The sequence below is a fragment of the Pseudomonas sp. 14P_8.1_Bac3 genome (assembly GCF_025466085.1).
In the GTDB taxonomy this organism is placed as follows: domain Bacteria; phylum Pseudomonadota; class Gammaproteobacteria; order Pseudomonadales; family Pseudomonadaceae; genus Aquipseudomonas.
The window spans coordinates 1-26,188 of sequence record NZ_JANLOD010000027.1 but is presented as its reverse complement, the minus strand read 5'-3'; the positions used below and the strand labels follow the sequence as shown (position 1 = coordinate 26,188).

Sequence of the window (26,188 nt, the reverse complement as noted above, 5' to 3'; positions counted from 1 at the left end):
TTCGGTGCCCTTGAAACTCAGGACCTTGAAGTCGTGGTGAACGGTGGGGATCGTCAGGGTAAATTTAGGGAAATCAGCAGGTGCGAGCATGCACTCATCCTTTTGCTTCGGTAGCCCATCCTTGAGCCGAGAGATAAAAAGGGACGACGCTCGTGACATGCAGGGCCCGAGCGAATCGCAAGAATCCGAAACGCTATCAGCGGTTATGGAAGAATGATGTAGGAAGGGGACTGAAGCGGTGTGCGAATGTTCTTGCGTTACTCATTGTTGCGGTGAACAGCGAGGTTCATTCGCACACGCGGTGTGTCGGGCGACATCATCAGCGACTGACATGCCGCCTTCGCGGGCAAGCCCGCTCCCACAGGGATCTCCTGCGCAGCTAAGTCTGCGCGGTGGCCTTCAGGCCTGTAAGCAGCAACCGCTGAAACAAATCCTCCTTCAACCCCTGCGGATCGGTCAGTTGCATCCGCCGCAGGTGCTCGGGAAACGCCGAAGCCTCCGGCGCATCCAGCGCGGCCTTGCCCAACTCGAGAATCTCCGTGAGCTTGAACTTGCTTTTCAGCCAGTTCAGCGCCCGCAACAGATCCCGCTCTTGCGCGGTGAAATCACAGCCCAACGGATACTCCGGAAACAACTGCGGATGCCGCCCCTGAATCGCCTGCAAGCGTTCCGGGCGGTTGTCGGCGAAACGCGGATCGAGGCGGAAATTTTTCGGCAATTTACCGACGTTCTGCGCTTGCTCGATCAACCCCGATTGAAACCGTGAGTCGCTGATGTTGAGCAGCGCCTCGATCACCGCCGCATCGGTCTTGCCGCGCAGATCGGCGATGCCGTATTCGGTGACCACGATGTCCCGCAGGTGCCGTGGGATCGTGCAATGGCCGTACTCCCAGACGATATTGGAATTGACCTCGCCGCCCGCTTCGCGCCAGCTGCGCAGCAGCAGGATCGAGCGAGCGCCTTCCAGCGCATGGCCCTGGGCGACGAAGTTGTACTGCCCGCCGACGCCGCTGAGCACCCGGCCGTCTTCGAGCTGGTCGGCCACGCCAGCGCCGAGCAAGGTCATGGTGAACACGGTGTTGATGAAGCGTGCATCGAGGCGCTGCAGACGCTTGAGCTCTTCCTGGCCATAAAGCTCGTTGATGTAGCTGATGCGGGTCATGTTGAATTCGAGCCGCTTGCTCTGGGGCAGCTCGCGCAGGCGCTCGTAGAAGCTGCGTGGGCCAAGGAAAAAACCGCCGTGCACGGAAGTGCCGTCGGTTTGCGCCGCTTCATCGAGCGTGCCGGCATTCGCTTGTTGCTGGGTCGGCACGTCCGGGTAGACCTTGCGCCGAACGATGCCCGCGTCGGCCAGCACCAGCAAGCCGTTGACGAACATCTCGCTGCAACCGTAAAGGCCTTTGGCGAAGGGTCCGACGCCGCCTTCGCGATCGATCAATTGCGCCCACTGGCTGAGGTTCACATCGGCCAGCAACGCCTTGTATCCGGCGTTGTCCGCCTGCCGCGCCAGCAACGCCGCGGTCAGCGCGTCGCCCATGGCGCCAATGCCGATCTGCAACGTGCCGCCATCGCGCACCAGGGCGCTGGCGTGCAGGCCGATGAAGTGATCCTGGAAACCCACCGGCATATTCGGCGTCGAGAACAGCGCGGTGTTGTCTTTCTCATCGATCAGCAGGTCGAAGGTGTCGATGCCGATTTCGGCGTCGCCGGGCATGTAAGGCAAGTCGTTGTGCACCTGGCCCACAAGCAGGATGGTCTCCCCTGCTGCCCGGCGCTTGGCAATCATAGGAAACAAGTCGAGGGTGATGTCCGGGTTGCAACTCAGGCTCAGGCGATCGGGATGCTCGCTGTGGCTGGCGACCAGCTGGGCGACCAGGTTCAAACCGGCGGCATTGATGTCCCGCGCGGCGTGGCTGTAGTTGCTGCTCACGTAATCCTGCTGGGCGGGCTCGCTGTGAAGCAGGCTGGCGGGTTGCATGAAGAATTGCTGAACGTGGATGTTGGGCGGCAGGTTGTTTTTGTGCAGGCCGGCGAGGAAATCCAGTTCCGGATAGTCGCCGAACACCCGTTCGATAAAGGGTTCGAGGAAGCGTTTCTGCAGACCATCGCCCAGTGCCGGACGACCCAGGCACAGGGCGGTGTAGATCGTCAGACGCCGCTCGGGCAATTGCGCCACCCGTCGATACAGCGCGTTGACGAACTGGTTGGGTTTGCCCAGGCCGAGGGGCAGGCCCATGTGGATATGCGCCGGCAACCGTGCCAAAACGTCATCGACTGCTTGCTCGATAGAACACAGCTGCACCATCTGATCCTCCCTTACATTCCGTGAATTGGGTTGGACCGAGCTTGCCGGGTCTTCGTTGCAATGAACAGCCCCGCCCGCCCTCCCTGTAGGAGCGAGCATGCTCCGGGCGGCGTTCCGACGATGGTCGTTAACGATAACGTTCGCAACCTGACACCCTGCGGCGTCTTCGAGTTCATCGCGAGCAAGCTCGGAGCGTTTGACGGGCACAAAAAAGCCGCTCGCAAGCGGCTTTTGGTTGAAGATGAACGCTTATTTCAAGCCGGACATTTTCTGGATTGCACCCTTCAGCTCATCGTCGGAGCAATCGGCACAGGTGCCTTTTGGTGGCATCGAGTTGATCCCGGTAATGGCTTTGGCCAGGATACCGTCAAGGCCGCCCTGGTGGTCGGCACGGTCTTTCCAGGCTGCGGCATCACCGATTTTCGGCGCGCCCAGCAGGCCGGTGCCGTGGCAAGCGTTGCAATGTTTTGCAATTACTTCATCTGGCGTTTTTGCACCACCGCCGCCGCCTGCGGAAGCAGCAACTTCCATCCCCTTGCACTCTTGACCGGTCACACAGACCTGGCCAACGGGCTCAAGACGTTTCGCAATATCATCGTTAGTCGCAGCTTGAGCGCTGACAGCCCATAGGGCCAATACGGTTGCTGGTGCAGCCAGCATTTTCATAATTAGGTTCACGCGTTCACCCTCAATGGTGGCTAGTCACGCCTACGGCCACGGTTCGCAGGCGGGCGCAAGTATAGCGGTAAGCCCGCCGCACTGAAACAACCCCAAAGTCGAAGGGGTCTTGTCGTGCCGCGGAAAAACCCTTCGGGTGTCGCTGCCGTGCTGGCAGGACGCCTCTTCTCTTAAAAATTCGCTGGCGTGGCTGCGCTGATTAGTCGCGCCGGCGCATCGAACGGATTACGGAAACGGTGAGGCTTGGTACTTTCAAAGTAGTAGCTGTCGCCGGCTTCGAGCACAAAAGTTTCAAGCCCGACCACCAGTTCCAGCCGACCCTCCACCAAAATCCCGGTTTCCTCGCCCTCATGGGTGAGCATCTCGTCACCGGTATCGGCGCCTGGCGGGTAGATTTCATTGAGGAATGCGATGGCGCGGCTCGGGTGCGCCCGGCCGACCAGTTTCATGGTCACGGCACCATCGGAAATGTCGATCAGCTCGTTGGCCTTGTAGACGATCTGAGTCGGTTTTTCCTGCAGGATTTCTTCGGAAAAGAACTCGACCATGGACATGGGAATCCCGCCCAGAACCTTACGCAGCGAACTGATCGAGGGGCTGACGCTGTTCTTCTCGATCATCGAAATGGTGCTATTGGTGACGCCCGCGCGTTTGGCGAGTTCACGCTGCGAAAGACCTTTGAGCTTACGGATGGATTGCAGTCGTTCACCGACGTCCAATGCTGGAGCCTCCAGGGATTCAGGTTGTAGGAATATTGAGCGTTATCATGGCGACAGCGTTCAGTATTTACAACACTTGGGCCTGAATCCCCTCCAGCGGCGTGATCTCCGGTCCGTAACGCCTGGTGTCAAGCCCCGGAATAGAGCTTCGGCACCCGGCGCAGGTTGCAGAAGATCTGGTAAGGAATCGTGTCGGCGGCTGCGGCCACATCGCTGGCCAGGATGTTTTTGCCCCACAACTCGACGGTAGAACCCAGGCCCGCTTGCGGCACGTCGGTCAGATCAATGCAAAGCATGTCCATCGACACCCGGCCGATCAACTGGCTGCGTTGGCCGGCGACCAGCACCGGCGTACCGGTCGGGGCCTGACGCGGGTAGCCATCGGCGTAACCCATGGCCACGACGCCCACCCGCATCGGTTTCGGCGTGATGAATTTGGCCCCATAACCGATTGGCTCGCCGGCCGGCAGTTCGCGCACGCAAATGACTTTCGACTCCAGGGTCATTACCGGTTGCAGGCGCGAGGCCACGGCGTTGGCTTCCTCGAACGGCGTGGCGCCGTAGAGCATGATGCCCGGACGCACCCAGTCGCTTGGAATCTGCGGCCAACCGAGCACCGCCGGCGAATTGCGCAGGCTGATTTCGGCAGACAAACCCTGGCGCGCCGCTTCGAAGACCGCCACTTGTTCGGCGCTGGCCTGACTGTGCAGTTCATCGGCGCGGGCAAAGTGGCTCATCAGCACGATCTTCCCGACCTTGCCGCTGGCCAGCAGCCGTTGATAGGCCGCCTGGTAATCCTTCGGATGCAGGCCGACCCGGTGCATGCCCGAATCGAGTTTGAGCCAGACCGTAATTGGCTTGTTCAGCGCGGCCTTTTCGATGGCTTCGAGTTGCCACAGCGAATGCACCACGCACCAGAAATCATGCTCGACGATCAGCGCCAGCTCATCGGCTTCAAAGAAGCCTTCCAGCAACAATACCGGCGCACGAATGCCCGCAGCGCGCAGCTCTAACGCTTCTTCGATGCACGCCACGGCGAACCCGTCCGCCTCGCCTTCCAGCGCTTGGGCACAACGCACCGCGCCGTGGCCATAGGCATCGGCCTTGATCACCGCGAGGGCTTTGGCCCCCGTGGTTTCACGGGCGATCTGGTAGTTGTGACGCAAGGCTTGAAGATCGATCAGGGCACGGGCTGGACGCATGGCGGCAGGCTTCTAGGCGGTCGAGGGAATAAAAACCGGCGCTGGCTGGCGGCGTTAACCGCCAACAGCACCGGGAGAGGGATCTTTCTGACAGGCTTATGGCAGAGCGGCTACAACCGACAGCTCCACCAGGATTTCCGGTTCGCACAGCTTCGATTCAACCGTCGCACGGGCCGGGGCGACGCCTTTTGGCAGCCATTTATCCCACACCGCGTTCATGCCTTCGAAGTGCGCGTCGATGTCTTTCAGGTAAATCGTCACCGACAGCAAACGGCTCTTGTCGGTGCCGGCCAGATCGAGCAAACGCTCGATGTTGGCGAGGGTTTCGCGGGTCTGCTGTTCAATCCCGGCGCTCATGTCGTCGCCGACTTGCCCTGCCAGATAGACGGTGCCGCTGTGGACAACGATCTGGCTCATGCGCTCATTGGTGAGCTGGCGCTGGATTGACATGTTTTGCGGACTCCTGAATTTTGTTGCCATAACGAGAAATATCGAGGCCTTCGGCGCTGATCTGCGGCGTTTTCTTCGCCATCAGGTCGGCCAGCAAGCGGCCGGAGCCGCACGCCATGGTCCAGCCGAGCGTGCCATGACCGGTGTTCAGGAACAGGTTGCTGAACGGTGTGGCACCCACGATTGGCGTGCCGTCCGGGGTGGTCGGGCGCAGACCGGTCCAGAAACTGGCCTGGGTCAGATCGCCGCCCTGAGGATAGAGGTCGTTGACGATCATCTCCAGGGTTTCGCGCCGACGCGGGTTCAGCGACAGGTCAAAACCGGCTATTTCAGCCATGCCGCCGACGCGGATGCGGTTGTCGAAACGGGTGATCGCGACCTTGTAGGTCTCGTCGAGAATGGTCGAGGTCGGGGCCATTGCCGGGTTGGTGATCGGCACGGTCAAGGAGTACCCCTTGAGTGGATACACCGGCGCGCGGATACCCAGCGGCTTGAGCAGTTGCGGCGAGTAGCTGCCGAGGGCCAGGACGTAGCGGTCAGCGGTTTCCAGCTTGCCGTCGATCCACACACCATTGATGCGATCACCGGCGTAGTCGAGCTTCTGGATGTCCTGGCCGAAGCGGAACTCCACACCGAGTTTCACGGCCATTTCGGCCAGGCGCGTGGTGAACATCTGGCAGTCACCGGTCTGGTCGTTCGGCAGGCGCAAGGCACCGGCGAGGATGTCGGTGACGTTGGCCAGGGCCGGCTCGACCCGGGCAATGCCTTCGCGATCGAGCAGTTCGAACGGTACGCCAGACTCTTTCAGGACGGCGATGTCTTTCGCCGCACCATCGAGTTGGGCCTGAGTGCGGAACAGTTGTGTGGTCCCCAGGCTGCGGCCTTCGTAGGCAATGCCGGTTTCGGCGCGCAATTCGTCGAGGCAGTCGCGGCTGTACTCGGACAGGCGGACCATGCGTTCCTTGTTCACCGCGTAGCGGCTGGCGGTGCAGTTGCGCAGCATCTGCGCCATCCACAGGTATTGGTCGATGTCGGCAGTGGCCTTGATCGCCAGCGGCGCGTGGCGTTGCAGCAGCCACTTGATCGCCTTGAGCGGCACGCCCGGCGCAGCCCACGGCGAGGCATAACCCGGCGATACCTGCCCGGCGTTGGCGAAACTGGTCTCCATGGCCGCAGCCGGCTGACGGTCCACCACCACCACTTCGAACCCGGCACGCGCCAGGTAATAAGCACTGGTGGTACCGATGACGCCGCTACCCAAGACCATAACGCGCATTTTCATATCCCTCATCGCGGCACGCCGCTGACGTTTGTTGTTCAGACCGTAGATGGGGGCAGTTTAAAAAAGATTAGCCAGTGCATTTCACTATATAAGCACCTATATTTGGCGACAATTCTCGGCAAAAACGCTTTTCACGGAGGCGCATCCCCTATGCGGACCAACACTCAGACCAAACGTGAGTTGGACAAGATCGACCGTAACATCCTGCGAATCCTGCAAGCGGACGGCCGCATTTCCTTCACCGAACTGGGCGAGAAAGTCGGGCTCTCGACCACGCCGTGTACCGAGCGGGTTCGGCGTCTGGAGCGCGAAGGCATCATCATGGGCTACAACGCGCGGCTGAATCCGCAGCATCTGAAGGGTAGTCTGCTGGTGTTCGTCGAGATCAGCCTGGACTACAAATCCGGCGATACTTTCGAAGAGTTCCGACGTGCGGTGCTGAAACTGCCCCACGTGCTGGAATGCCACTTGGTGTCAGGGGATTTCGACTATCTGGTGAAGGCGCGGATTTCCGAGATGGCCTCGTACCGCAAGTTGCTGGGCGACATCCTGCTCAAGTTGCCGCATGTGCGCGAATCCAAGAGTTACATCGTGATGGAAGAGGTGAAGGAAAGTTTGAGCCTGCCGATTCCGGATTGAAGATTTGCCGTGCCTGTTCTGGCCCCATCGCGAGCAGGCTCGCTCCCACACAGCCGAGCTGTATGCACCGCCCCCCTGTGGGAGCGAGCCTGCTCGCGATGGGAGCACCGTGGTCTCAGCTAAACCAACACTTGCCGGTTTGAGGCCATGTACTCGAATACCTGCTTCTCGACCCGCGGATGAATCAGCTCCACCGGCCCCCGCCCATTCGGGCACGGCAAGGTCTTGGTCGTGCCAAACAGCCGACAGATCAGCGGGCGCTCGTCGTACACCGTGCAGCCGTTGGGCCCGAGGTGCACACAGTTGAGCTCATCCATCGCTGCATCCTGCTCGGCGCGGGTCTTGCGCGGCAGGCGGGACATTTCTTCCGGCGAGGTAGTCACCGGTCCACAGCAGTCGTGGCAGCCGGGCACGCACTCGAACGAGGGAATCTGCTGTCGCAACGTGTGGACTTTCTGACGATTGCAACTCATCGAAACGCTGACCCGAAGTGGAATAGGGCGAGATTCTGACGCAAAAGCCCCGCGCCAGACAGACATAACCGACCAGTGTTGCCTGTGCCGGAAGCCCCGGCTTATGCTCCGTCAAATTTTCTAAACACACGATTCAGGATGACGCGCATGAATGCCCGTGCTCAGCACACTGCCTCCTACTACGCCGCCAGCAGCCTGCCGCAGCCCGATTATCCGGCGCTCACCGGTGAGCAGGTGGCCGATGTGTGCGTGGTCGGCGGCGGATTTTCCGGGCTGAACACTGCGCTGGAGCTGGCCGAACGCGGCCTCAGCGTGGTGCTGCTCGAAGCGCGCAAGATCGGCTGGGGCGCCAGCGGGCGCAATGGCGGGCAACTCATTCGTGGTGTCGGCCATGGTTTGGATCAGTTCGCCAACGCGGTCGGTGTGGACGGCGTGCGTCAGATGAAACTCATGGGTTTGGAAGCGGTGGAAATCGTCCGACAGCGCGTCGAGCGTTTTCAGATCCCCTGCGACCTGACGTGGGGTTACTGCGATCTCGCCAACAAGCCTCGCGACCTGGAAAGCTTTGCTGAAGACGCCGACGAGTTGCGCGGCCTCGGTTACCGCTACGAAACCCGGTTGCTGCACGCTCATGAAATGCATTCGGTGGTGGGTTCCGACCGTTACGTCGGCGGCCTGATCGACATGGGTTCCGGGCATCTGCATCCCCTGAACCTGGCGCTGGGCGAAGCGGCCGCTGCGCAGCGATTGGGCGTCAAGCTGTTCGAACAATCGGCGGTGACCCGCATCGATTACGGTCCCGAGGTGAAGGTTCACACCGGCCAGGGTTCGGTTCGCGCCAAGACCCTGGTGTTGGGCTGCAACGCCTACCTCAACCAGCTCAACCCCGAGCTCAGTGGCAAAGTTCTGCCCGCTGGCAGCTACATTATCGCCACCGAACCCTTGAGCGAAGAACAGGCCCACGCGCTGCTGCCACAGAACATGGCGGTCTGTGATCAGCGCGTGGCACTGGATTACTACCGGCTCTCGGCGGATCGGCGTTTGCTGTTCGGTGGCGCCTGCCACTACTCAGGCCGCGACCCGAAGGACATCGCCGCGTACATGCGGCCAAAGATGCTCGAAGTGTTTCCGCAACTGGCCGGGGTGAAGATCGATTTTCAGTGGGGCGGGATGATTGGCATCGGCGCCAACCGCCTGCCGCAGATCGGCCGGCTGATAGACCAGCCGAATGTGTATTACGCCCAGGCGTATTCCGGCCATGGGGTCAATGCCACGCATCTGGCCGGGAAGTTGTTGGCCGAAGCGATCAGCGGACAGCAGAGTGGCGGATTCGATCTGTTTGCAAAGGTGCCGCACATGACGTTTCCGGGTGGCAAGCATTTGCGGTCGCCGTTGTTGGCGTTGGGGATGTTGTGGCATCGGATGAAGGAGTTGGTCTAAAGGTTACTTTGTTCTCTCGGCCCTCTTCGCGGGCAAGCCCGCTCCCACAGGGGTCGCGGGTGCTCACAAAAATTATGCTCAGCGCAAAACCTGTGGGAGCGGGCTGCCCGCGAAGGCGCCCGCAAAGACCCCCGCAAATCTCAGCTCCGCCAGAAAGGCTTCACCCCCTCCTCTCTGGCCTGCTCAAGGCTCAACCCGACATCCTTCAATTGCTCCGGCGTCAGCGCCAGCAACGCCTGGCGCGTGTGCAGGCGATGCCAGAACAGAGCCCAGCGACTCAGGCCGGACGGTGCGTTGCGCATCCGCGCCTCGCGTGCACCGTTTTTTTGCCCTGCTGCCAGTTCCTGACTGCGTAACGTCAGCCGCACATCGCTCAAGCCGTTCATTTTGATTGCTCCTGTTTACTTGGGTAGCCAGAGCTTTCATGATGCGGGGCTGGCGAAAAGCATTACAGATTCAAAGTAAAAGTATTAACTCCATACAGATTCACCATTGAAGTCACTGAATCGCGATTTTTTCCCTGATCTGTACTGGTTAAGCGAAACATCCAAACCGAGACTGCGCCATGACCCTTTACGTCAACCTCGCCGAACTGCTCGGCACGCGTATCGAACAGGGCTTCTATCGCCCCGGTGACCGGCTGCCGTCGGTGCGGGCCTTGAGCGTCGAACACGGGGTCAGCCTGAGCACGGTGCAGCAAGCCTACAGGGTGCTGGAAGACAGCGGCCTGGCGATGCCCAAGCCGAAGTCCGGCTATTTCGTTCCGGTCAGCCGCGAACTGCCGGAATTGCCGGCGATCGGTCGTCCCGCACAACGCCCGGTGGACATTTCCCAGTGGGACCAGGTGCTGGAACTGATCCGCGCGGTGCCACGCAAGGACGTGGTGCAACTGGGTCGCGGCATGCCGGACATCACCACGCCGACCATGAAACCGTTGCTGCGCAACCTGGCGCGTATCAGCCGCCGACAGGACATGCCCGGTCTGTATTACGACAACATCCACGGCACCCTCGACCTGCGCGAACAGATAGCCCGGCTGATGCTCGACTCCGGTTGCCAACTGACCGCCAACGACCTCGTGGTCACCACGGGCTGCCACGAAGCGTTGTCCACCAGCATTCGCGCCATCTGCGAGCCGGGTGACATCGTTGCGGTGGATTCGCCAAGCTTTCACGGCGCCATGCAGACGCTCAAGGGCCTGAACATGAAAGCCCTGGAAATCCCCACCGACCCGCTCACCGGGATCAGCCTCGATGCCCTGGAACTGGCCCTGGAACAATGGCCGATCAAGGCCATACAGTTGACCCCAAACTGCAACAACCCACTGGGCTACATCATGCCGGAGTCGCGCAAACGCGCGCTGTTGACGCTCGCACAGCGTTTCGATGTGGCGATCATCGAAGACGATGTGTATGGCGAACTGGCCTACACCTATCCACGACCCCGCACGATCAAATCCTTCGACGAAGACGGCCGCGTCCTGCTGTGCAGCTCATTTTCCAAGACCCTCGCCCCAGGACTGCGGATCGGCTGGGTTGCGCCGGGCCGCTATCTGGAGCGGGTGCTGCACATGAAATACATCAGCACCGGTTCCACGGCACCGCAACCGCAGATTGCCATCGCCGAATTCCTCAAGGCCGGCCACTTCGAGCCGCATTTGCGCCGCATGCGCACGCAATATCAACGCAATCGCGACTTGATGATCGATTGGGTCAGCCGCTATTTCCCTGCCGGCACCCGGGCCAGCCGGCCACAAGGCAGCTTCATGCTCTGGGTCGAACTGCCGGAGGGCTTCGACACGCTGAAACTGAATCGTGCCCTGCACGACCAGGGTGTACAGATTGCCGTCGGCAGCATCTTTTCCCCCTCGGGCAAGTACCGCAATTGCCTGCGGATGAACTACGCTGCCAAGCCGACGCCGCAGATCGAAGAAGCGGTGCGCAAGGTCGGCGCGGCGGCCATCAAACTGCTCGCGGAAAATGACAGCTTCAGTGACTGACCTTTAATCGGAATCCAGCGTCCATATGCCGACACCAGCCGCCAATCGGAACGATCCTACGTGAGAGTCAGACAGCCCCTGCTCGCTTTTCTGCTACTCGCCTCGCTCCTGAGCGGTTGCGCCGGCCTTGATGTTCAACGACTACCGAGCCAGGCGCTGCCCGCCAGCGATTCGGCGTTCGGCCGTTCCATCCAGGCTCAGGCCGCGCCTTATGCGGGCAAGTCGGGCTTTCGTTTGCTGTCCAACAGCAGCGAAGCGTTCATGGCCCGTGCCGAGCTGATCCGCAACGCGCAAAGCAGCCTCGATTTGCAGTACTACATCGTCCACGACGGCATCAGCACGCGGATGCTGGTAGACGAATTGCTCAAGGCGGCCGACCGAGGGGTGCGCGTGCGGATCCTGCTCGACGACACCACCAGCGATGGCCTTGACTGGATTATCGCCACGCTGGCTGCACACCCGCAGATCCAGATCCGCCTGTTCAACCCGCTGCATTTGGGCCGCTCCACCGGCGTGACGCGGGCAATGGGCCGGTTGTTCAACCTGTCGCTGCAGCATCGGCGCATGCACAACAAACTGTGGCTGGCGGATAACAGCGTGGCCATCGTCGGCGGCCGCAACCTGGGGGACGAATATTTCGATGCCGAACCCAACCTGAATTTCACCGACATCGACATGCTGAGCGTCGGGCCGGTCGCCGAGCAGTTGGGACACAGCTTCGACCAGTACTGGAACAGCGCGCTGAGCAAGCCGATCGATGAGTTCCTGTCGAGCAGGCCCACGCAAAAGGACCTGCAAAACACCCGCACACGGCTGGAGGAATCGCTCGAAGAAACGCGCAAGCAGAATCACGCGCTGTATCAACAGCTGATGACCTACACCACCCAGCCGCGCCTCGACGTCTGGCGCCGCGAGCTGATCTGGGCTTGGAACCAGGCGTTATGGGACGCACCGAGCAAGGTGCTGTCAGACGGCGAGCCTGATCCGCAATTGCTGCTGACCACCCAATTGGCGCCCGAACTCAGTAAGGTCAGCAACGAGCTGATCATGATCTCGGCGTATTTCGTACCGGGGCAACCGGGGCTGGTGTACCTCACCGGCCGCGCGGATGCCGGGGTCTCCGTGAGCCTGCTGACCAACTCGCTGGAAGCGACCGACGTGCCGGCGGTACACGGCGGTTATGCGCCGTATCGCAAGGCGCTGCTGGAACATGGCGTGAAACTGTACGAATTGCGCCGCCAGCCAGGTGAAGGCGGCGGCAGCGGCCCGCATATTTTCTACAGCAAGTCCTCCCGTGGTTCGGATTCCAGCCTGCACAGCAAGGCGATGATCTTCGACCAGCAGAAATCCTTCATCGGCTCGTTCAACTTCGATCCGCGTTCGGTGCTGTGGAACACCGAGGTCGGGGTGCTGGTCGAAAGCCCCGAACTCGCGGCCCATGTGCGCAAAGCGGCCATGGAGGGCATGGCGCCGCCGCTGAGTTATCAGGTGAAACTGGAAAATGACCGGATCGTCTGGGAGACCGAGGATGACGGCAAGATGCACACGCTGACCAAGGAGCCGGGCAGTATGTGGCGCCGGTTCAATGCGTGGATGAGCACCGCGGTAGGCCTGGAGCGGATGCTTTGACCGGCAATGTGCATCCCTGTGGGAGCGGGCTTGCACGCGAAAGCGGTGGGTCAGTCAAGACCCTGGTCGGCTGACCCGCCGCTTGCGCGAGCAAGCCCGCTTCCACTTAAAAGTGCGGTGTCACGCCGGCTCGGCAACCGTGCCGAACGCGCCTTGGCGCATCAGCAAAATAACCAACCCGAACGCCCCGATCGCCATCAACAACGGCAGCGCATGCCCGCTGATCCACTGGCTACCAGCACCCGCCGCCAACGGCCCGATCAGGCAACCGATGCCCCACAGCTGCGCAATATGCGCGTTGGCCCGCACCAGTGCGTCGTCGCGATAACGTTCGCCGATCAAAATCAGCGACAAGGTGAACAAGCCACCGGCACTGGCGCCAAACAGCACCCACAACGGCCAGATCAACAGCGTGTCGAGGAACATCGGGATGGCCAGGCTCGACACCAGCAGCACCACCGCGCAGCCGGTGAACAAGGTGCGTCGAGACAGTCGATCAGCCAGCGCACCAATCGGCAATTGCAGCAGCGCGTCCCCCACCACCACGGTGCTGACCATCGCCAAGGCGATTTCCGTGGTAAAGCCCTGTTGCAGGCAATAGACCGGCAGCAACGTCAGGATCATCGCTTCGAACGCGGCGAACAACGACACGCCCCAGGCAATCGCCGGCAAGCCTCGGCAGAAGCCCCACAAGTCGCTGAAGGTCACGCTGTAGGCTTCGCTGGTCGGCGCGCCGCTGCGACCCAGCAACAGGAAGGGCGCTACCGTCAGCAGGCCGACACCCACCCAGAATCCGTAATCGTGTTCGGTGCCCAGAACGCCCAGCAGCAGCGGCCCGGCCAACTGACTCAGCGCATAGCTGCTGCCATACAACGCCACCAGGCGCCCGCGCCATTGCTCGACCACCAACTGGTTGATCCAGCTTTCACCGAGGATGAAGACCAGTGTCAGGATCACGCCGATCATCAGGCGCAGCACCAGCCACACCGGGTAACTCGGCAACAGCGCCAACACACCGATTGACGCCGCCCCGGCCCACAGGCACAGACGCATCAGGTTGGCCGTGCCGAGTCGCGCCGCCAGATGGCTGGAGATTTTCGCCCCCAGCAGCACGCCAATCGCCGGCATCGCGGCCATCACGCCAATGGCGAACGAGCCGTAACCCCAGCCTTCCAGGCGAAACGACACCAGCGGCATGCTGACGCCCAGGGCCAGTCCAACACTCAAGACAGACGCCAACACGGCGAAATAAGTCGCCCAACGCATGTTCCACGCTCCTGTGGATATTATTATCGACACCACAAAACACTGTGGGAGCGAGCCTGCTCGCGATAGCGGTACAACATTCAACATTTTCGTCGACTGTCACACCGCTATCGCGAGCAGGCTCGCTCCCACAAGGGATCTGCGTCGTTCAGGAGCCCGAATCTGAATCGGGCTCCTTCACTGGCTTACAACTTGATCCAGGTCGCCTTCAGCTCGGTGTACTTGTCGAACGCGTGCAGCGACTTGTCGCGACCGTTGCCGGATTGCTTGAAGCCACCGAACGGAGCGGTCATGTCGCCGCCGTCGTACTGGTTCACCCAGACGCTACCGGCACGCAGTGCCCGGGCGGTCAGGTGGGCCTTCGAAATGTCCTTGGTCCATACCGCGGCGGCGAGGCCGTACGGTGTGTCGTTGGCAATCGCGATGGCTTCTTCGGCGCTGTCGAAAGCAATGACCGACAACACCGGGCCAAAGATTTCTTCCTGAGCGATTTTCATCGCGTTGCTGACGCCGTCGAAAATCGTCGGCTCAACGTAGGTGCCACCGGACTCCTGCAGCGTGCGCTTGCCGCCAGCGACCAGTTTGGCGCCATCGGCGTGACCGGATTCGATGTACGACAGCACTGTGTTCATCTGCTGGGTATCCACCAGCGCGCCGACGTTGGTCGCCGGGTCCAGCGGGTTGCCCGGTTTCCAGGTTTTCAGCGCTTCGATCACCAGCGGCAGGAAGGTGTCCTTGATCGAACGCTCCACCAGCAGGCGCGAACCGGCGGTGCAGACTTCGCCCTGGTTGAAGGCGATGGCACCGGCAGCCGCTTCAGCCGCTTCCTGCAGGTTCGGTGCATCGGCGAACACGATGTTCGGGCTCTTGCCGCCGGCTTCCAGCCAGACGCGCTTCATGTTCGACTCGCCGGAGTAGATCAGCAGTTGCTTGGCGATTTTGGTCGAACCGGTGAACACCAGGGTGTCGACATCGTTGTGCAGGGCCAGGGCCTTGCCGACGGTGTGGCCGTAGCCCGGCAGCACGTTCAGCACGCCTTTAGGGATACCGGCTTCAACGGCCAGAGCAGCGATGCGGATGGCAGTCAGCGGCGACTTTTCCGACGGCTTGAGGATCACCGAGTTACCGGTGGACAGGGCCGGGCCGAGTTTCCAGCAGGCCATCATCAACGGGAAGTTCCACGGCACGATGGCGCCGACAACGCCGACGGGCTCGCGGGTGACCAGACCCAACTGATCGTGCGGGGTCGCGGCGACTTCGTCGTAGATCTTGTCGATGGCTTCACCGCTCCAGCTCAGGGCTTGCGCCGCGCCGGGAACGTCGATGTACAGGGAGTCGCTGATCGGCTTGCCCATGTCCAGGGTTTCAAGCAGGGCCAACTCTTCGGCGTGCTGTTTCAGCAGGCCGGCGAAACGAATCATGGTGGCTTTGCGCTTGGTCGGCGCCAGGCGCGACCAGACGCCGGAGTTGAACGTGGCGCGAGCGTTTTCAACAGCGCGCTGGGCATCGGCGGCGTCACAGCTGGCAATCTTGCCCAGCAGACGGCCATCGACCGGGCTGATGCACTCGAACGTCTCGCTGGAGACGGCATCGGTGTATTCGCCATTGATGTAGGCGCGGCCTTCGATCTTCAGATCGCGAGCCCGTTGTTCCCAATCGGCACGAGTCAGGGTGGTCATTCGAGTGTCCTCCTCTTGTTGAATACGAGCGCCCCGCGTTCTTCGCGGACGTCCCCAGGAATTCTGCCCGGCCAGCCTGCTATTCGGCCCGAGGCAACCGCCACCCTAAACCAGTGGCCGGGGTTGTTTCAATATATTTGACATAAGGTCGGCAAACAGCCTTGCGGTGTTCATTTTAATAAACATAGACTTTGCGCTTTCCAGCACCTTTTCAGCCACTCGCGCCGCAATCACGGGGGATAACAACAATGAGCATCCAGAACATCGTCGACTTCAGCCAGGCCACCACCGAGCCTGAACGCTACCGACCAGACCCGGCAAAAGTCCTCAAGGGCGATCCCGAGCAAGCGGTGTACAACCACTACAACAGCCCTTGCGGTCAGTTGAATGCAGGCGTTTGGGAAGGCGCCGTCGGCCAGTGGCACGTGAACTTCACCGAGCATGAATACTGCGAAATCGTTCAGGGCGTTTCAGTGCTGCGCGACAACGACGGCAACAGCAAGACCGTGCGCGCGGGCGACCGCTTCGTGATTCCGGCCGGGTTCCGCGGCACGTGGGAAGTGCTGGAACCGTGCCGCAAAATCTATGTGGCGTTTGAGCAGAAGGCTTGATGCGACACAGGCAGTGACGATCCAGATCAGACAGGCATGATTCGGTTGGGTAAAAGTGCTCGTCGGCACTTAAAGGTTCAGTGCTGACCAACCCGGTGGGCAATGCGCCTACCCAACTAATGCAAGGAGGCACCATGCCGAATACAGATCATTGCGACATCGCGGTCGCTCAATTCACCATTGGCCAGTCGTACACGCCCGAACTACTTGAAGAGGTTCGCGCCAAGGCCAATGGCGCAGCAGTCAGGGTGACCGGACCCACCTTCATCGCGGATCGACGACGAGTCCCGGGGCGCATCAGCTTGCTGACGAATGCAGAGAGGGTCATCGTCAGCATTCAGTGCGGTTGAATCAGGATAATCCTGGCGGCACAAAAAAGGCCCGTATCTCGCGATACGGGCCTTTTTCGTAAGAGGGGAAAATCAATTACTTGATTTTGCCTTCTTTGTAGATCACGTGCTTGCGAACAACCGGATCAAATTTCTTGATCTCGATTTTGTCCGGGGTAGTGCGCTTGTTCTTGTCGGTAGTGTAGAAGTGACCAGTACCGGCGCTCGAAATCAAACGAATCAATTCACGCATGATTAGCTCCCTTAGATCTTGCCGGCTTTGCGGATTTCGGCCAGAACGACAGTGATGCCGCGCTTGTCGATGATACGCATGCCTTTGGCAGATACGCGCAGACGCACGAAACGTTTCTCTTCTTCAACCCAGAAGCGGTGATGCTGCAGGTTCGGCAGGAAACGACGACGGGTTTTGTTGTTTGCGTGGGAAATGTTATTCCCAGTCACCGGACCCTTACCGGTAACTTGACATACTCTCGACATGCCTCAGCCCTCTAAAACCACATGCCCAACCCGGCATGGGTTGGCCGCTTAATCTCTCAGTCATTTGGCGCCAGGCGCCGCGTTTCTTTAGAGGTCTTACCGGCTACACCTACAGTGAAGGAACCGGGCCCCTAGAAAAGAGCGCTGCTTTATACCAGAAAGACCGGAGAGCAACAACATTCCGTGTGCGCGGACTCGATAAATTTCCCGCTTTTCCGGCGCCAGGTGCCTTGGATAAAGGCTGTCGCCGATTAAGACCGCTCGTCGCAGAGAATCGGCCAAGCGACCGATCCCGGGTTTTCCTCGGCCCGCATCACCGAAAACAAGCGCACATAGTCCCCTTAAAATGAAAAAGGGGATAGTCATTTGCAAAAGAGCCCACTAGGGTAAGCCTTTTCCAGACTGCACTTGCAGATGGGCCTTCGATCTGTAAAGGAATCCGACCATGCGCCTTGCTGCCCTACCGCTGTTGCTCGCCCCCCTTCTGCTGAGCCCACTGGCCCATGCGGCCGCGCTGAGCGTGTGCACCGAGGCCAGCCCGGAAGGGTTCGACGTGGTGCAATACAACTCGCTGACCACCACCAACGCCTCGGCCGACGTGCTGATGAATCGCCTGGTGGACTTCGACACCGCGAGTGGCAAAGTGGTCGCGGGGCTCGCGGACAGCTGGGAAGTTACCCCTGACGGCCTGACCTACGTGTTCAAGCTGCACCCGCAGGTGAAATTCCACCGCACTGACTACTTCAGCCCGACCCGCGAGCTGACCGCCGAAGACGTGAAGTTCAGTTTCGACCGCATGCTCGACCCGGCCCACCCGTGGCATAAAGTCGCGCAGAGCGGCTTCCCCCACGCGCAATCGATGCAGTTGCCGGCGCTGATCAAGAAGATCGATGCCCTCGACCCACTGACGGTGCGCTTCACCCTCGACCATCCGGACTCGACGTTCCTGCCGACCCTGAGCATGGGCTTCGCCTCGATCTACTCCGCCGAATACGCGGACAAGCTGTTGAAGGCCGGCACCCCGGAAAAACTCAATAGCCAGCCAATCGGCACCGGCCCGTTCGTGTTCACCCGCTTCCAGAAAGATGCGTCGATTCGCTACAAGGCCAATCCCGACTACTTCCGCGGCAAGCCTTCGGTGGATCCGTTGATCTTCGCCATCACGCCGGACGCCAACGTGCGCCTGCAGAAGCTGCGTCGCAACGAATGCCAGATCGCCTTGTCGCCCAAGCCGCTGGACGTACAGGCCGCGCAAAAAGAACCGACATTGAAAGTGGAAAAGACCGACGCGTTCATGACCGCGTTCGTCGCTATCAACAGCCAGCATCCACCGCTGGACAAACCGGAAGTACGCCAGGCCATCAACCTCGCGTTCGACAAGGCCAGCTACATCAAAGCCGTGTTCGAAGACACCGCCGAAGCCGCCAACGGACCTTATCCGCCCAACACCTGGAGCTACGCCAAAGGCTTGCCGGGCTACCCGCATGACGTTGAAAAAGCCAAGGCATTGATGGCCAAGGCCGGCCTCAAGGAGGGCTTCCAGACCACCATCTGGACCCGTCCTTCCGGCAGCCTGTTGAACCCCAACCCGAGCCTCGGCGCACAGATGCTCCAGTCGGACCTGGCAGAAATCGGCATTCAGGCCGAGATACGCGTGATTGAATGGGGCGAAGTGATCCGTCGCGCCAAAGCCGGTGAACACGACTTGCTGTTCATGGGCTGGGCCGGCGACAACGGGGATCCGGACAACTTCCTCACGCCGCAGTTTTCCTGCGCCGCGGTCAAGTCCGGCACCAACTTCGCCCGTTACTGCAACCAGGACCTGGACAAGCTGATCAGTGCCGGCAAAACCACCTCCGAGCAAGGCGTGCGGACCAAGCTCTATGAGCAGGCCCAGGCGCAGATCCAGCAGCAGGCACTGTGGTTGCCGCTGGCCCACCCGACCGCCTTCGCGCTGATGCGCAAGGAAGTCGAAGGCTATTCGGTGAGCCCGTTTGGCCGGCAGGACTTCTCCAAGGTCATCCTCAAATAACCAGGCGCCCCTGTAGGAGCGAGCTTGCTCGCGATGGAAGTCCAGACACCGTTGGCATCCAGACAGCCCGCGTAATCGTTCGCCACCATCGCGAGCGTGCTCGCTCCTACAGTGTTTTAAGTTACATCCACCCATACTCCGCCATCGACAGCGGATCCCCATCGCCAATGATGAAATGGTCGAGCACCCGCACATCGATCAGCTCCAGTGCATCTTTCAGGCGCTTGGTCAGCAGGCGGTCGGACTGGCTGGGGTTGGTATTGCCCGAGGGATGGTTGTGGCAGAGGATCACTGCAGCGGCGTTGTGGGCCAGGGCGCGCTTGACCACCTGCCTGGGATGCACGCTGGTGCTGTCGATGGAGCCGCGAAACAACGCCTCGAACGTCAGCACCCGATGTTTTGAATCCAGAAACAGGCAGCCAAACACTTCGTGAGGCTCGTGCCGCAGCATCGACTTTAGATAATCACGAACGGCCTGGGGATTTTCCAGCGCGGGCTTCTGCCGCGCGCGCTCAGCCAGATGCCGTCGCCCCATTTCCAGAATCGCCTGTAACTGGGCGAACTTCGCCGGGCCGAGGCCTAATTGTTTGCTGAATGTTGTCTGGTCGGCTTCCAGCAACGAACGCAGGCTGCCAAATTGGCCCAACAAGTGTCGCGCCAGATCCACCGCGCTTTTGCCGGACACGCCGGTGCGCAAGAAAATCGCCAGCAACTCGGCATCCGAAAGGCTTGCCGAGCCCAACTCCAGCAACCTCTCCCGCGGCCGCTCCGCCGCCGGCCAATCACGAATACTCATAACACCTCCCTGGTCTGTGGGCGCCGCTGTTCCGTAGCGGTCGCTGTGATATCGTAGCCCATCTTTTTTGCGAGCGATTTCACTCCTGGGGAGGGGGTGTCGCCACGCAGTCACCAACGAAATGAAAGGCAGACCTATGCAGCGGCTGTATCGGAAACGCATCGTTCTGGGCGTCGGCGGCGGCATTGCTGCCTACAAGAGTGCCGACCTGGTTCGCCGCCTGATCGATCAAGGCGCGGAAGTGCGCGTGGTCATGACCCGTGGCGGCAGCGAGTTCATCACCCCGCTGACCATGCAGGCCTTGTCCGGGCACCCGGTTCACCTGGACCTGCTGGACCCGGCGGCCGAAGCCGCCATGGGCCACATCGAGCTGGCCAAGTGGGCCGACATGGTACTGATCGCCCCGGCGACGGCGGACCTGATCGCCCGCCTGGCCCAAGGCATTGCCGACGACCTGCTGACCACGCTGGTGCTGGCCACCGACGCCGTGGTCGCCGTCGCCCCGGCGATGAACCAGGCCATGTGGCGCGACCCGGCGACCCAGGCCAACCTGCAGACCCTCGAAAGCCGTGACATCAAAGCCTTCGGCCCGGCCTCCGGTAGCCAGGCCTGCGGTGACGTCGGCCTGGGCCGCATGCTCGAAGCGGTTGAGCTCGCCCAGTGCGCAGCGGACTGCTTCAAGCGTCAGGCGCTGACCGGCAAACACGTGCTGATCACCGCTGGCCCGACCCAGGAAAACATCGACCCGGTGCGCTACATCACCAACCACAGCTCCGGCAAAATGGGCTTTGCCCTGGCCGAAGCCGCGGTGGAAGCCGGCGCCCGCGTGACCCTGATCACCGGCCCGGTACACTTGCCGACCCCGGATCGCGTCACGCGCATCGACGTGGTCAGCGCCCGCGACATGCTCGCCGCCTGCGAAGCCGCGATCCCCTGCGACCTGTTTATCGCCTCGGCAGCGGTGGCGGACTATCGTCCGGAAGTCGTCGCCCCGCAGAAACTCAAGAAAGATCCTACGAACGGCGACGGCTTGTTGCTACGAATGGTCCGCAACCCGGACATCCTGGCCAGCATCGCCACGCGCCCCGACCGTCCATTCAGCGTCGGTTTCGCCGCCGAAACCGAACACCTGCTCGACTACGCTGCGCGCAAGTTGAAAGACAAGAACCTCGATTTGATCGTCGCCAACGACGTCGCCAACCCGAGCATTGGCTTCAACAGCGAAGAAAACGCCTGCAGCGTGATCGACCGTGAGCTCCACGCCACCCTTTTCGCCCAGACCAGCAAGAGCAAGATTGCTCGCCAGCTGATCACTTTTATCGCCGAACGGCTGAACCAGGTTTAATTGACATGCACGCTTTGCAAGCCAAGATCCTCGACCCACGCATCGGCAGCGAATTCCCGCTGCCACAGTACGCCACGCCAGGCTCCGCCGGCCTCGACCTGCGCGCCATGCTGGAAAAAGACACCGTCATCAAGCCGGGCGAAACCCTGCTGATCCCGACCGGCCTGTCCGTCTACATCGGCGATCCGGGTCTGGCGGCGCTGATTCTGCCGCGTTCCGGCCTGGGCCATAAGCACGGCATCGTGCTGGGCAACCTCGTTGGCCTGATCGACTCCGATTACCAGGGCCCACTGATGGTGTCGTGCTGGAATCGCAGCGACAGGGATTTCACCCTTGAAGTCGGCGAGCGCCTGGCTCAACTGGTGTTGGTTCCTGTGGTTCAGGCCCATTTCGAGATGGTCGAAGAGTTCGTTGAAACCGAGCGCGGCGCTGGCGGTTTCGGGCATTCCGGCAGCCACTGATCGCTTGATTCAATGTGGGAGCGCGCCTGCTCGCAATGACGTCGATGGATTCAGCAAATCTGTTGGCTGTTCATCGCTAGCGCGAGCAGGCGCGCTCCCACAGGTGCCGGGCCGGGAAGTATCAACCGCTGCATCTGTGGCGTTAACTGCTTGAAAAAAAGGAAATTGGCTGGCGAGTTCGAGGCGGGTGCAGGTGGCATGGCCTTTTCATACCACGAACTCTCTGCGGAAAACGCCGTCATACCCATCAGTTTGAGCCCGCTGGCGAGTTTTTCGGGTCCAGTCATTTTCAAGATGGAGCACTCCTACAGATGAACACCCCAGCCACCGTCGTACCTGCATTCCCCGACAGCATCTTCCGCGCCTACGACATTCGTGGCACCGTTCCCGAATTCCTGAACGCTGAAACCGCTTACTGGCTCGGCCGCGCCATTGGCGCACAGAGCCTGGCCCAGGGTGAGCCGAATGTTTCCGTGGGTCGCGACGGTCGCCTGTCCGGCCCGGAACTGGTGGAACAGCTGATCAAAGGCCTGGCCGACGCCGGTTGCCACGTCAGCGACGTCGGCCTGGTGCCAACCCCGGCGCTGTATTACGCCGCCAACGTATTGGCCGGTAAATCCGGGGTCATGCTCACCGGCAGCCACAACCCGTCGAACTACAACGGTTTCAAGATCGTCATCGCTGGCGATACTTTGGCCAACGAACAGATCCAGGCCCTGCACGACCGCCTCAAGGCCAACAACTTGAGCAGCGGCAAGGGCAGCATCACCCAGGTCGAAATCCTCGATCGCTACAACACCGAAATCGTCCAGGACATCAAACTGGCGCGCCGCCTCAAAGTCGTGGTCGACTGCGGCAATGGCGCGGCCGGCGTGATTGCTCCGCAACTGATTGAAGCGCTGAACTGCGAGGTCATCCCGCTGTTCTGCGAGGTCGACGGCAATTTCCCCAACCACCACCCGGACCCGGGCAAGCCTGAAAACCTTGTGGACCTGATCGCCAAGGTCAAGGAAACCAACGCCGACCTCGGCCTGGCGTTCGACGGCGACGGCGACCGTGTCGGCGTGGTGACCAACACCGGCAGCATCGTCTATCCCGACCGCCTGCTGATGCTGTTCGCCCGTGACGTGGTGGCGCGCAACCCAGATGCGGAAATCATCTTCGACGTCAAATGCACCCGCCGCCTGACGCCGCTGATCAAGGAATACGGCGGTCGTCCGCTAATGTGGAAGACCGGTCACTCGTTGATCAAAAAGAAAATGAAACACACTGGCGCGTTGCTGGCCGGTGAAATGAGCGGACATATCTTCTTCAAGGAACGCTGGTTCGGCTTCGACGACGGCATTTACAGCGCCGCGCGCCTGCTGGAGATCCTGAGCAAAGAGAAATCCACCGCGGAAGAGCTGTTTGCCACCTTCCCGAACGATATTTCTACGCCGGAAATCAATATCCATGTGACCGAAGAGAGCAAATTCAGCATCATTGATGCTCTGCACGACGCGAAGTGGGGCGATGGCGCCGACCTGACCACCATCGACGGCGTGCGAGTCGACTACGCCAAAGGCTGGGGCCTGGTGCGCGCGTCCAACACCACACCGGTGCTGGTGCTGCGCTTCGAGGCCGATGACGAGGCGGAATTGCAGCGCATCAAGGATGTTTTCAAAGTCCAGTTGAAGCGTGTTGCGCCTGATCTCCAACTACCGTTTTGATTTAACGTTGCATCCGGAGCCCTGAATGACCCTCGAACGCGAAGCCGCTGCCAACACCGCCAAGGTCCTGTCCGAAGCGCTGCCTTACATTCGCCGCTATGTCGGCAAGACGCTGGTGATCAAATACGGCGGCAACGCGATGGAAAGCGAGGAGCTGAAAACCGGCTTCGCCCGCGACATCGTGCTGATGAAAGCCGTGGGCATCAACCCGGTGGTGGTTCACGGCGGCGGCCCGCAAATCGGCGACCTGCTCAAGCGCCTGTCGATCGAAAGCCACTTCATTGATGGCATGCGCGTGACTGACGCGCAGACCATGGACGTGGTGGAAATGGTCCTCGGCGGCCAGGTCAACAAGGACATCGTCAACCTGATCAACCGTCATGGCGGCAGCGCCATCGGCCTGACCGGTAAAGACGCCGAGCTGATTCGTGCGAAAAAACTCACCGTGACCCGCCAGACGCCGGAGATGACCCAGCCGGAAATCATCGACATCGGGCAAGTGGGCGAAGTGGTCGGGATCAACACCGATTTGCTGAACCTGCTGGTCAAAGGCGACTTTATCCCGGTGATCGCGCCGATCGGCGTGGGTGCCAACGGCGAGTCGTACAACATCAACGCCGACCTGGTGGCTGGCAAAGTCGCTGAAGCGCTGAAGGCCGAGAAGCTGATGCTGCTGACCAACATCGCTGGCCTGATGGACAAGCAGGGCACGGTTCTGACCGGCCTGACTACCCAACAGGTCGACGACCTGATCGCCGACGGCACCATCTACGGCGGCATGCTGCCGAAGATCCGTTGCGCGCTGGAAGCGGTTCAGGGCGGCGTGGGCAGTTCGTTGATCATTGACGGGCGAGTGCCGAATGCGATTCTGCTGGAGATCTTCACCGATACCGGCGTGGGCACCCTGATCAGCAATCGCAAGCGTCATTAAAGCGCCGCATAAAAAAGACCCCGCTCAGCCTGGCTGAGCGGGGTCTTTTTTTGTCCTCGCTCCTACAGTGGAACGTGTGTCAAACGCCGAACTGGGCGCGGTAGGCTTCAACTGCCGGCAGGTGTTGCTTGAGCTGCGGATCATCCGCCAGGAACTCCAGCACCTGGTTCAGCGAGACAATGCTGATCACCGGAATGTTGAAGTCACGCTCCACTTCCTGAATCGCCGACAATTCACCGTTGCCACGCTCCTGACGGTTCAGGGCGATCAGCACGCCCGTCGCCTTGGCGCCGTCCTGGCCAGCGATGATCTGCATCACTTCACGGATGGCGGTACCGGCGGTGATCACGTCGTCGATGATCAGCACGTCGCCGGTCAACGGCGCGCCAACCAGGCTACCGCCTTCGCCATGGGCCTTGGCTTCCTTGCGGTTGAAACACCATGGCAAATCACGACCATGGTGTTCGGCCAGCGCCACGGCCGTGGTCGCCGCCAAAGGGATGCCTTTGTACGCCGGGCCAAACAGTACATCGAACGGAATACCGCTCTCGACGATGGCCGCCGCGTAGAAACGACCCAGTTGCGCCAGGGCCGAACCGGAGTTGAAAAGGCCTGCGTTGAAGAAGTAAGGACTGGTGCGCCCGGACTTCAGGGTGAACTCACCGAAGCGCAAAACGCCGCGATCGATGGCAAAACGAATGAAATCGCGCTGATACGCTTGCATGAAAAAAACCCCAAATACCACGGATTTAGCTAATTAGGTTGACGCCGTGTATCATACACGCACGCGATTTTTGGGGCCATTTATGCGGATCATCAGTGTGAACGTCAATGGTATTCAGGCTGCAGTGGAGCGAGGTTTGCTCAGTTGGCTGCAAGCACAGAATGCCGACGTCATCTGCCTGCAGGACACCCGCGCCTCCGCCTTTGAACTGGACGATCCAGCCTTCCAACTGGATGGCTACTTCCTTTATGCCTGCGAAGCCGAAGTTCCCGCCCAGGGTGGCGTGGCTTTGTATTCGCGGTTGCAACCGAAGGCTGTCATCAGCGGTCTCGGTTTCGAGACGGCCGACCGCTACGGGCGCTACCTGCAAGCCGATTTCGACAAGGTCAGCATCGCGACCTTGCTGCTCCCTTCGGGGCAGAACGGCGATGAAGACTTGAACCAGAAGTTCAAGCTAATGGACGACTTCGCCCGTTATCTGGATAAACAGCGACGCAAACGCCGCGAGTACATTTACTGTGGCTCGCTGTACGTGGCGCAGCAGAAGCTGGATATCAAGAACTGGCGCGACAGCCAGCAATCCCCGGGCTTCCTGGCACCTGAACGTGCCTGGATGGACGAGATTGTCGGCAACATGGGCTATGTCGATGCCCTGCGCGAAGTCAGCCGTGAAGGCGACCAGTACAGCTGGTGGCCGGATAACGAACAGGCTGAGATGCTCAACCTGGGCTGGCGCTTCGACTACCAGATCCTGACGCCAGGCCTGCGCCGCTTCGTACGTAGCGCACGCTTGCCCCGCCAGCCACGGTTCTCGCAGCATGCGCCGCTGATCGTGGATTACGACTGGACGCTGACCATCTAAGCGTTTTCGCACACACAAAAAAGCCGACCTCAAGTGTCGGCTTTTTTGTGCACGCTGATTTCCAATGTGGGAGCGGGCTTGCTCGCGAAGGCGTCGTGTCAGTCAATACAAGTTCTGCCAGTCCGGGCG

The 26,188-nt window shown here is 60.7% G+C and carries 26 protein-coding genes and 1 pseudogene; 12 read left to right on the top strand and 15 right to left on the bottom strand.

Translation table 11 applies throughout. From position 1 onward, the window contains the following. Positions 1-379: 379 nt before the first annotated feature. From NTD84_RS08985 to dadA, 6 genes are all read right to left on the bottom strand, one after another. The gene (locus tag NTD84_RS08985) at positions 380-2,305 is read right to left on the bottom strand and encodes an acetyl-CoA hydrolase/transferase C-terminal domain-containing protein (RefSeq protein WP_262164789.1); all 1,926 of its coding nucleotides are present in this window, start codon (positions 2,303-2,305) and stop codon (positions 380-382) included. Positions 2,306-2,554: 249 nt separating this feature from the next. Further along, on the bottom strand, positions 2,555-2,971 hold the full coding sequence (locus NTD84_RS08980; RefSeq protein WP_262164790.1) for a c-type cytochrome: 417 nt from the start codon (positions 2,969-2,971) through the stop codon (positions 2,555-2,557). Positions 2,972-3,153: 182 nt separating this feature from the next. After that, the gene (locus NTD84_RS08975; protein ID WP_007947433.1) at positions 3,154-3,702 is read right to left on the bottom strand and encodes a cupin domain-containing protein; all 549 of its coding nucleotides are present in this window, start codon (positions 3,700-3,702) and stop codon (positions 3,154-3,156) included. Between the two features lie 128 nt (positions 3,703-3,830). Then, positions 3,831-4,904, bottom strand: coding sequence for an alanine racemase (alr, locus tag NTD84_RS08970; RefSeq protein WP_262164788.1), 1,074 nt, complete (start codon positions 4,902-4,904; stop codon positions 3,831-3,833). Positions 4,905-5,000: 96 nt separating this feature from the next. Beyond that, entirely contained in the window at positions 5,001-5,354 is a 354-nt protein-coding gene (locus NTD84_RS08965) for a RidA family protein (protein WP_109626698.1), read from the bottom strand. Beyond that, positions 5,326-6,630 carry a D-amino acid dehydrogenase gene (gene dadA / locus NTD84_RS08960; protein ID WP_262164787.1) on the bottom strand — a complete coding sequence of 435 codons (1,305 nt, stop codon included), beginning with the start codon at positions 6,628-6,630 and terminating at the stop codon, positions 5,326-5,328. The genes NTD84_RS08965 and dadA overlap by 29 nt, the downstream gene beginning before the upstream one ends. 156 nt (positions 6,631-6,786) lie before the next feature. Between dadA and NTD84_RS08955 the strand changes: the two genes are divergently transcribed. Next, positions 6,787-7,275 carry an Lrp/AsnC ligand binding domain-containing protein gene (locus NTD84_RS08955; protein WP_003177284.1) on the top strand — a complete coding sequence of 163 codons (489 nt, stop codon included), beginning with the start codon at positions 6,787-6,789 and terminating at the stop codon, positions 7,273-7,275. A gap of 119 nt (positions 7,276-7,394) precedes the next feature. Here the strand turns inward: NTD84_RS08955 and NTD84_RS08950 are convergent, their stop codons facing one another. Continuing rightward, positions 7,395-7,748: a YkgJ family cysteine cluster protein gene (locus tag NTD84_RS08950; protein ID WP_262164786.1), complete on the bottom strand. Its 354-nt coding sequence runs from the start codon at positions 7,746-7,748 to the stop codon at positions 7,395-7,397. A 147-nt stretch (positions 7,749-7,895) separates the two neighbouring features. Here NTD84_RS08950 and NTD84_RS08945 point away from each other — a divergent pair, with 147 nt between their 5' ends. Further along, entirely contained in the window at positions 7,896-9,188 is a 1,293-nt protein-coding gene (locus NTD84_RS08945) for an NAD(P)/FAD-dependent oxidoreductase (RefSeq protein WP_262164785.1), read from the top strand. A gap of 140 nt (positions 9,189-9,328) precedes the next feature. Here NTD84_RS08945 and NTD84_RS08940 read toward each other — a convergent pair whose 3' ends face one another. Continuing rightward, positions 9,329-9,574, bottom strand: a complete 246-nt coding sequence (locus NTD84_RS08940) for a DUF1127 domain-containing protein (RefSeq protein ID WP_262164784.1) — start codon at positions 9,572-9,574, stop codon at positions 9,329-9,331. Between the two features lie 179 nt (positions 9,575-9,753). Here NTD84_RS08940 and NTD84_RS08935 point away from each other — a divergent pair, with 179 nt between their 5' ends. Together NTD84_RS08935 and NTD84_RS08930 are read left to right on the top strand one after the other, a co-directional pair. Next, on the top strand, positions 9,754-11,187 hold the full coding sequence (locus NTD84_RS08935) for a PLP-dependent aminotransferase family protein (protein ID WP_262164783.1): 1,434 nt from the start codon (positions 9,754-9,756) through the stop codon (positions 11,185-11,187). 60 nt (positions 11,188-11,247) lie between these two features. Next, a complete protein-coding gene (locus tag NTD84_RS08930) occupies positions 11,248-12,816 on the top strand; it encodes a phospholipase D family protein (RefSeq protein ID WP_262164782.1) in 1,569 nt (522 codons plus the stop codon). A gap of 120 nt (positions 12,817-12,936) precedes the next feature. Here NTD84_RS08930 and NTD84_RS08925 read toward each other — a convergent pair whose 3' ends face one another. Beyond that, positions 12,937-14,082, bottom strand: a complete 1,146-nt coding sequence (locus tag NTD84_RS08925) for an MFS transporter (protein WP_262164781.1) — start codon at positions 14,080-14,082, stop codon at positions 12,937-12,939. 185 nt (positions 14,083-14,267) lie between these two features. Then, on the bottom strand, positions 14,268-15,761 hold the full coding sequence (locus NTD84_RS08920) for an aldehyde dehydrogenase (RefSeq protein WP_262164780.1): 1,494 nt from the start codon (positions 15,759-15,761) through the stop codon (positions 14,268-14,270). 248 nt (positions 15,762-16,009) lie between these two features. On the opposite strand from NTD84_RS08920, the gene NTD84_RS08915 reads away from it, so the two are divergent. Both NTD84_RS08915 and NTD84_RS08910 read left to right on the top strand, forming a co-directional pair. Next, entirely contained in the window at positions 16,010-16,372 is a 363-nt protein-coding gene (locus tag NTD84_RS08915; RefSeq protein WP_157710640.1) for a cupin domain-containing protein, read from the top strand. 134 nt (positions 16,373-16,506) lie between these two features. Further along, complete coding sequence (locus tag NTD84_RS08910; protein WP_262164779.1) at positions 16,507-16,722, top strand: peptidase inhibitor; 216 nt, start codon at positions 16,507-16,509, stop codon at positions 16,720-16,722. A gap of 76 nt (positions 16,723-16,798) precedes the next feature. Here the strand turns inward: NTD84_RS08910 and rpmG are convergent, their stop codons facing one another. Both rpmG and rpmB read right to left on the bottom strand, forming a co-directional pair. Beyond that, positions 16,799-16,954, bottom strand: coding sequence for a 50S ribosomal protein L33 (gene rpmG / locus NTD84_RS08905; protein ID WP_007894709.1), 156 nt, complete (start codon positions 16,952-16,954; stop codon positions 16,799-16,801). Between the two features lie 11 nt (positions 16,955-16,965). Then, a complete protein-coding gene (gene rpmB / locus NTD84_RS08900; protein WP_007894701.1) occupies positions 16,966-17,199 on the bottom strand; it encodes a 50S ribosomal protein L28 in 234 nt (77 codons plus the stop codon). A gap of 445 nt (positions 17,200-17,644) precedes the next feature. Between rpmB and NTD84_RS08895 the strand changes: the two genes are divergently transcribed. Next, entirely contained in the window at positions 17,645-19,231 is a 1,587-nt protein-coding gene (locus NTD84_RS08895; protein ID WP_262164778.1) for an ABC transporter substrate-binding protein, read from the top strand. Positions 19,232-19,352: 121 nt separating this feature from the next. Here the strand turns inward: NTD84_RS08895 and radC are convergent, their stop codons facing one another. Continuing rightward, complete coding sequence (gene radC / locus NTD84_RS08890; RefSeq protein WP_262164777.1) at positions 19,353-20,027, bottom strand: RadC family protein; 675 nt, start codon at positions 20,025-20,027, stop codon at positions 19,353-19,355. Between the two features lie 136 nt (positions 20,028-20,163). Between radC and coaBC the strand changes: the two genes are divergently transcribed. Both coaBC and dut read left to right on the top strand, forming a co-directional pair. Further along, positions 20,164-21,372, top strand: a complete 1,209-nt coding sequence (coaBC, locus tag NTD84_RS08885) for a bifunctional phosphopantothenoylcysteine decarboxylase/phosphopantothenate--cysteine ligase CoaBC (RefSeq protein WP_262164776.1) — start codon at positions 20,164-20,166, stop codon at positions 21,370-21,372. Positions 21,373-21,377: 5 nt separating this feature from the next. Then, positions 21,378-21,833 carry a dUTP diphosphatase gene (gene dut / locus NTD84_RS08880; protein WP_262164775.1) on the top strand — a complete coding sequence of 152 codons (456 nt, stop codon included), beginning with the start codon at positions 21,378-21,380 and terminating at the stop codon, positions 21,831-21,833. A 50-nt stretch (positions 21,834-21,883) separates the two neighbouring features. Here dut and NTD84_RS08875 read toward each other — a convergent pair whose 3' ends face one another. Then, entirely contained in the window at positions 21,884-22,126 is a 243-nt protein-coding gene (locus tag NTD84_RS08875) for a hypothetical protein (RefSeq protein ID WP_262164774.1), read from the bottom strand. A 42-nt stretch (positions 22,127-22,168) separates the two neighbouring features. On the opposite strand from NTD84_RS08875, the pseudogene NTD84_RS08870 reads away from it, so the two are divergent. Beyond that, positions 22,169-23,542, top strand: a pseudogene (locus NTD84_RS08870) (phosphomannomutase/phosphoglucomutase); the annotation flags it as partial. A 25-nt stretch (positions 23,543-23,567) separates the two neighbouring features. Beyond that, positions 23,568-24,473, top strand: a complete 906-nt coding sequence (gene argB, locus NTD84_RS08865) for an acetylglutamate kinase (protein ID WP_214379802.1) — start codon at positions 23,568-23,570, stop codon at positions 24,471-24,473. 79 nt (positions 24,474-24,552) lie between these two features. Here argB and pyrE read toward each other — a convergent pair whose 3' ends face one another. Continuing rightward, positions 24,553-25,197: an orotate phosphoribosyltransferase gene (gene pyrE / locus NTD84_RS08860; RefSeq protein ID WP_262164773.1), complete on the bottom strand. Its 645-nt coding sequence runs from the start codon at positions 25,195-25,197 to the stop codon at positions 24,553-24,555. An 82-nt stretch (positions 25,198-25,279) separates the two neighbouring features. Here pyrE and NTD84_RS08855 point away from each other — a divergent pair, with 82 nt between their 5' ends. Continuing rightward, on the top strand, positions 25,280-26,059 hold the full coding sequence (locus NTD84_RS08855) for an exodeoxyribonuclease III (protein WP_008030595.1): 780 nt from the start codon (positions 25,280-25,282) through the stop codon (positions 26,057-26,059). The last annotated feature ends 129 nt before the right edge of the window (positions 26,060-26,188 follow it).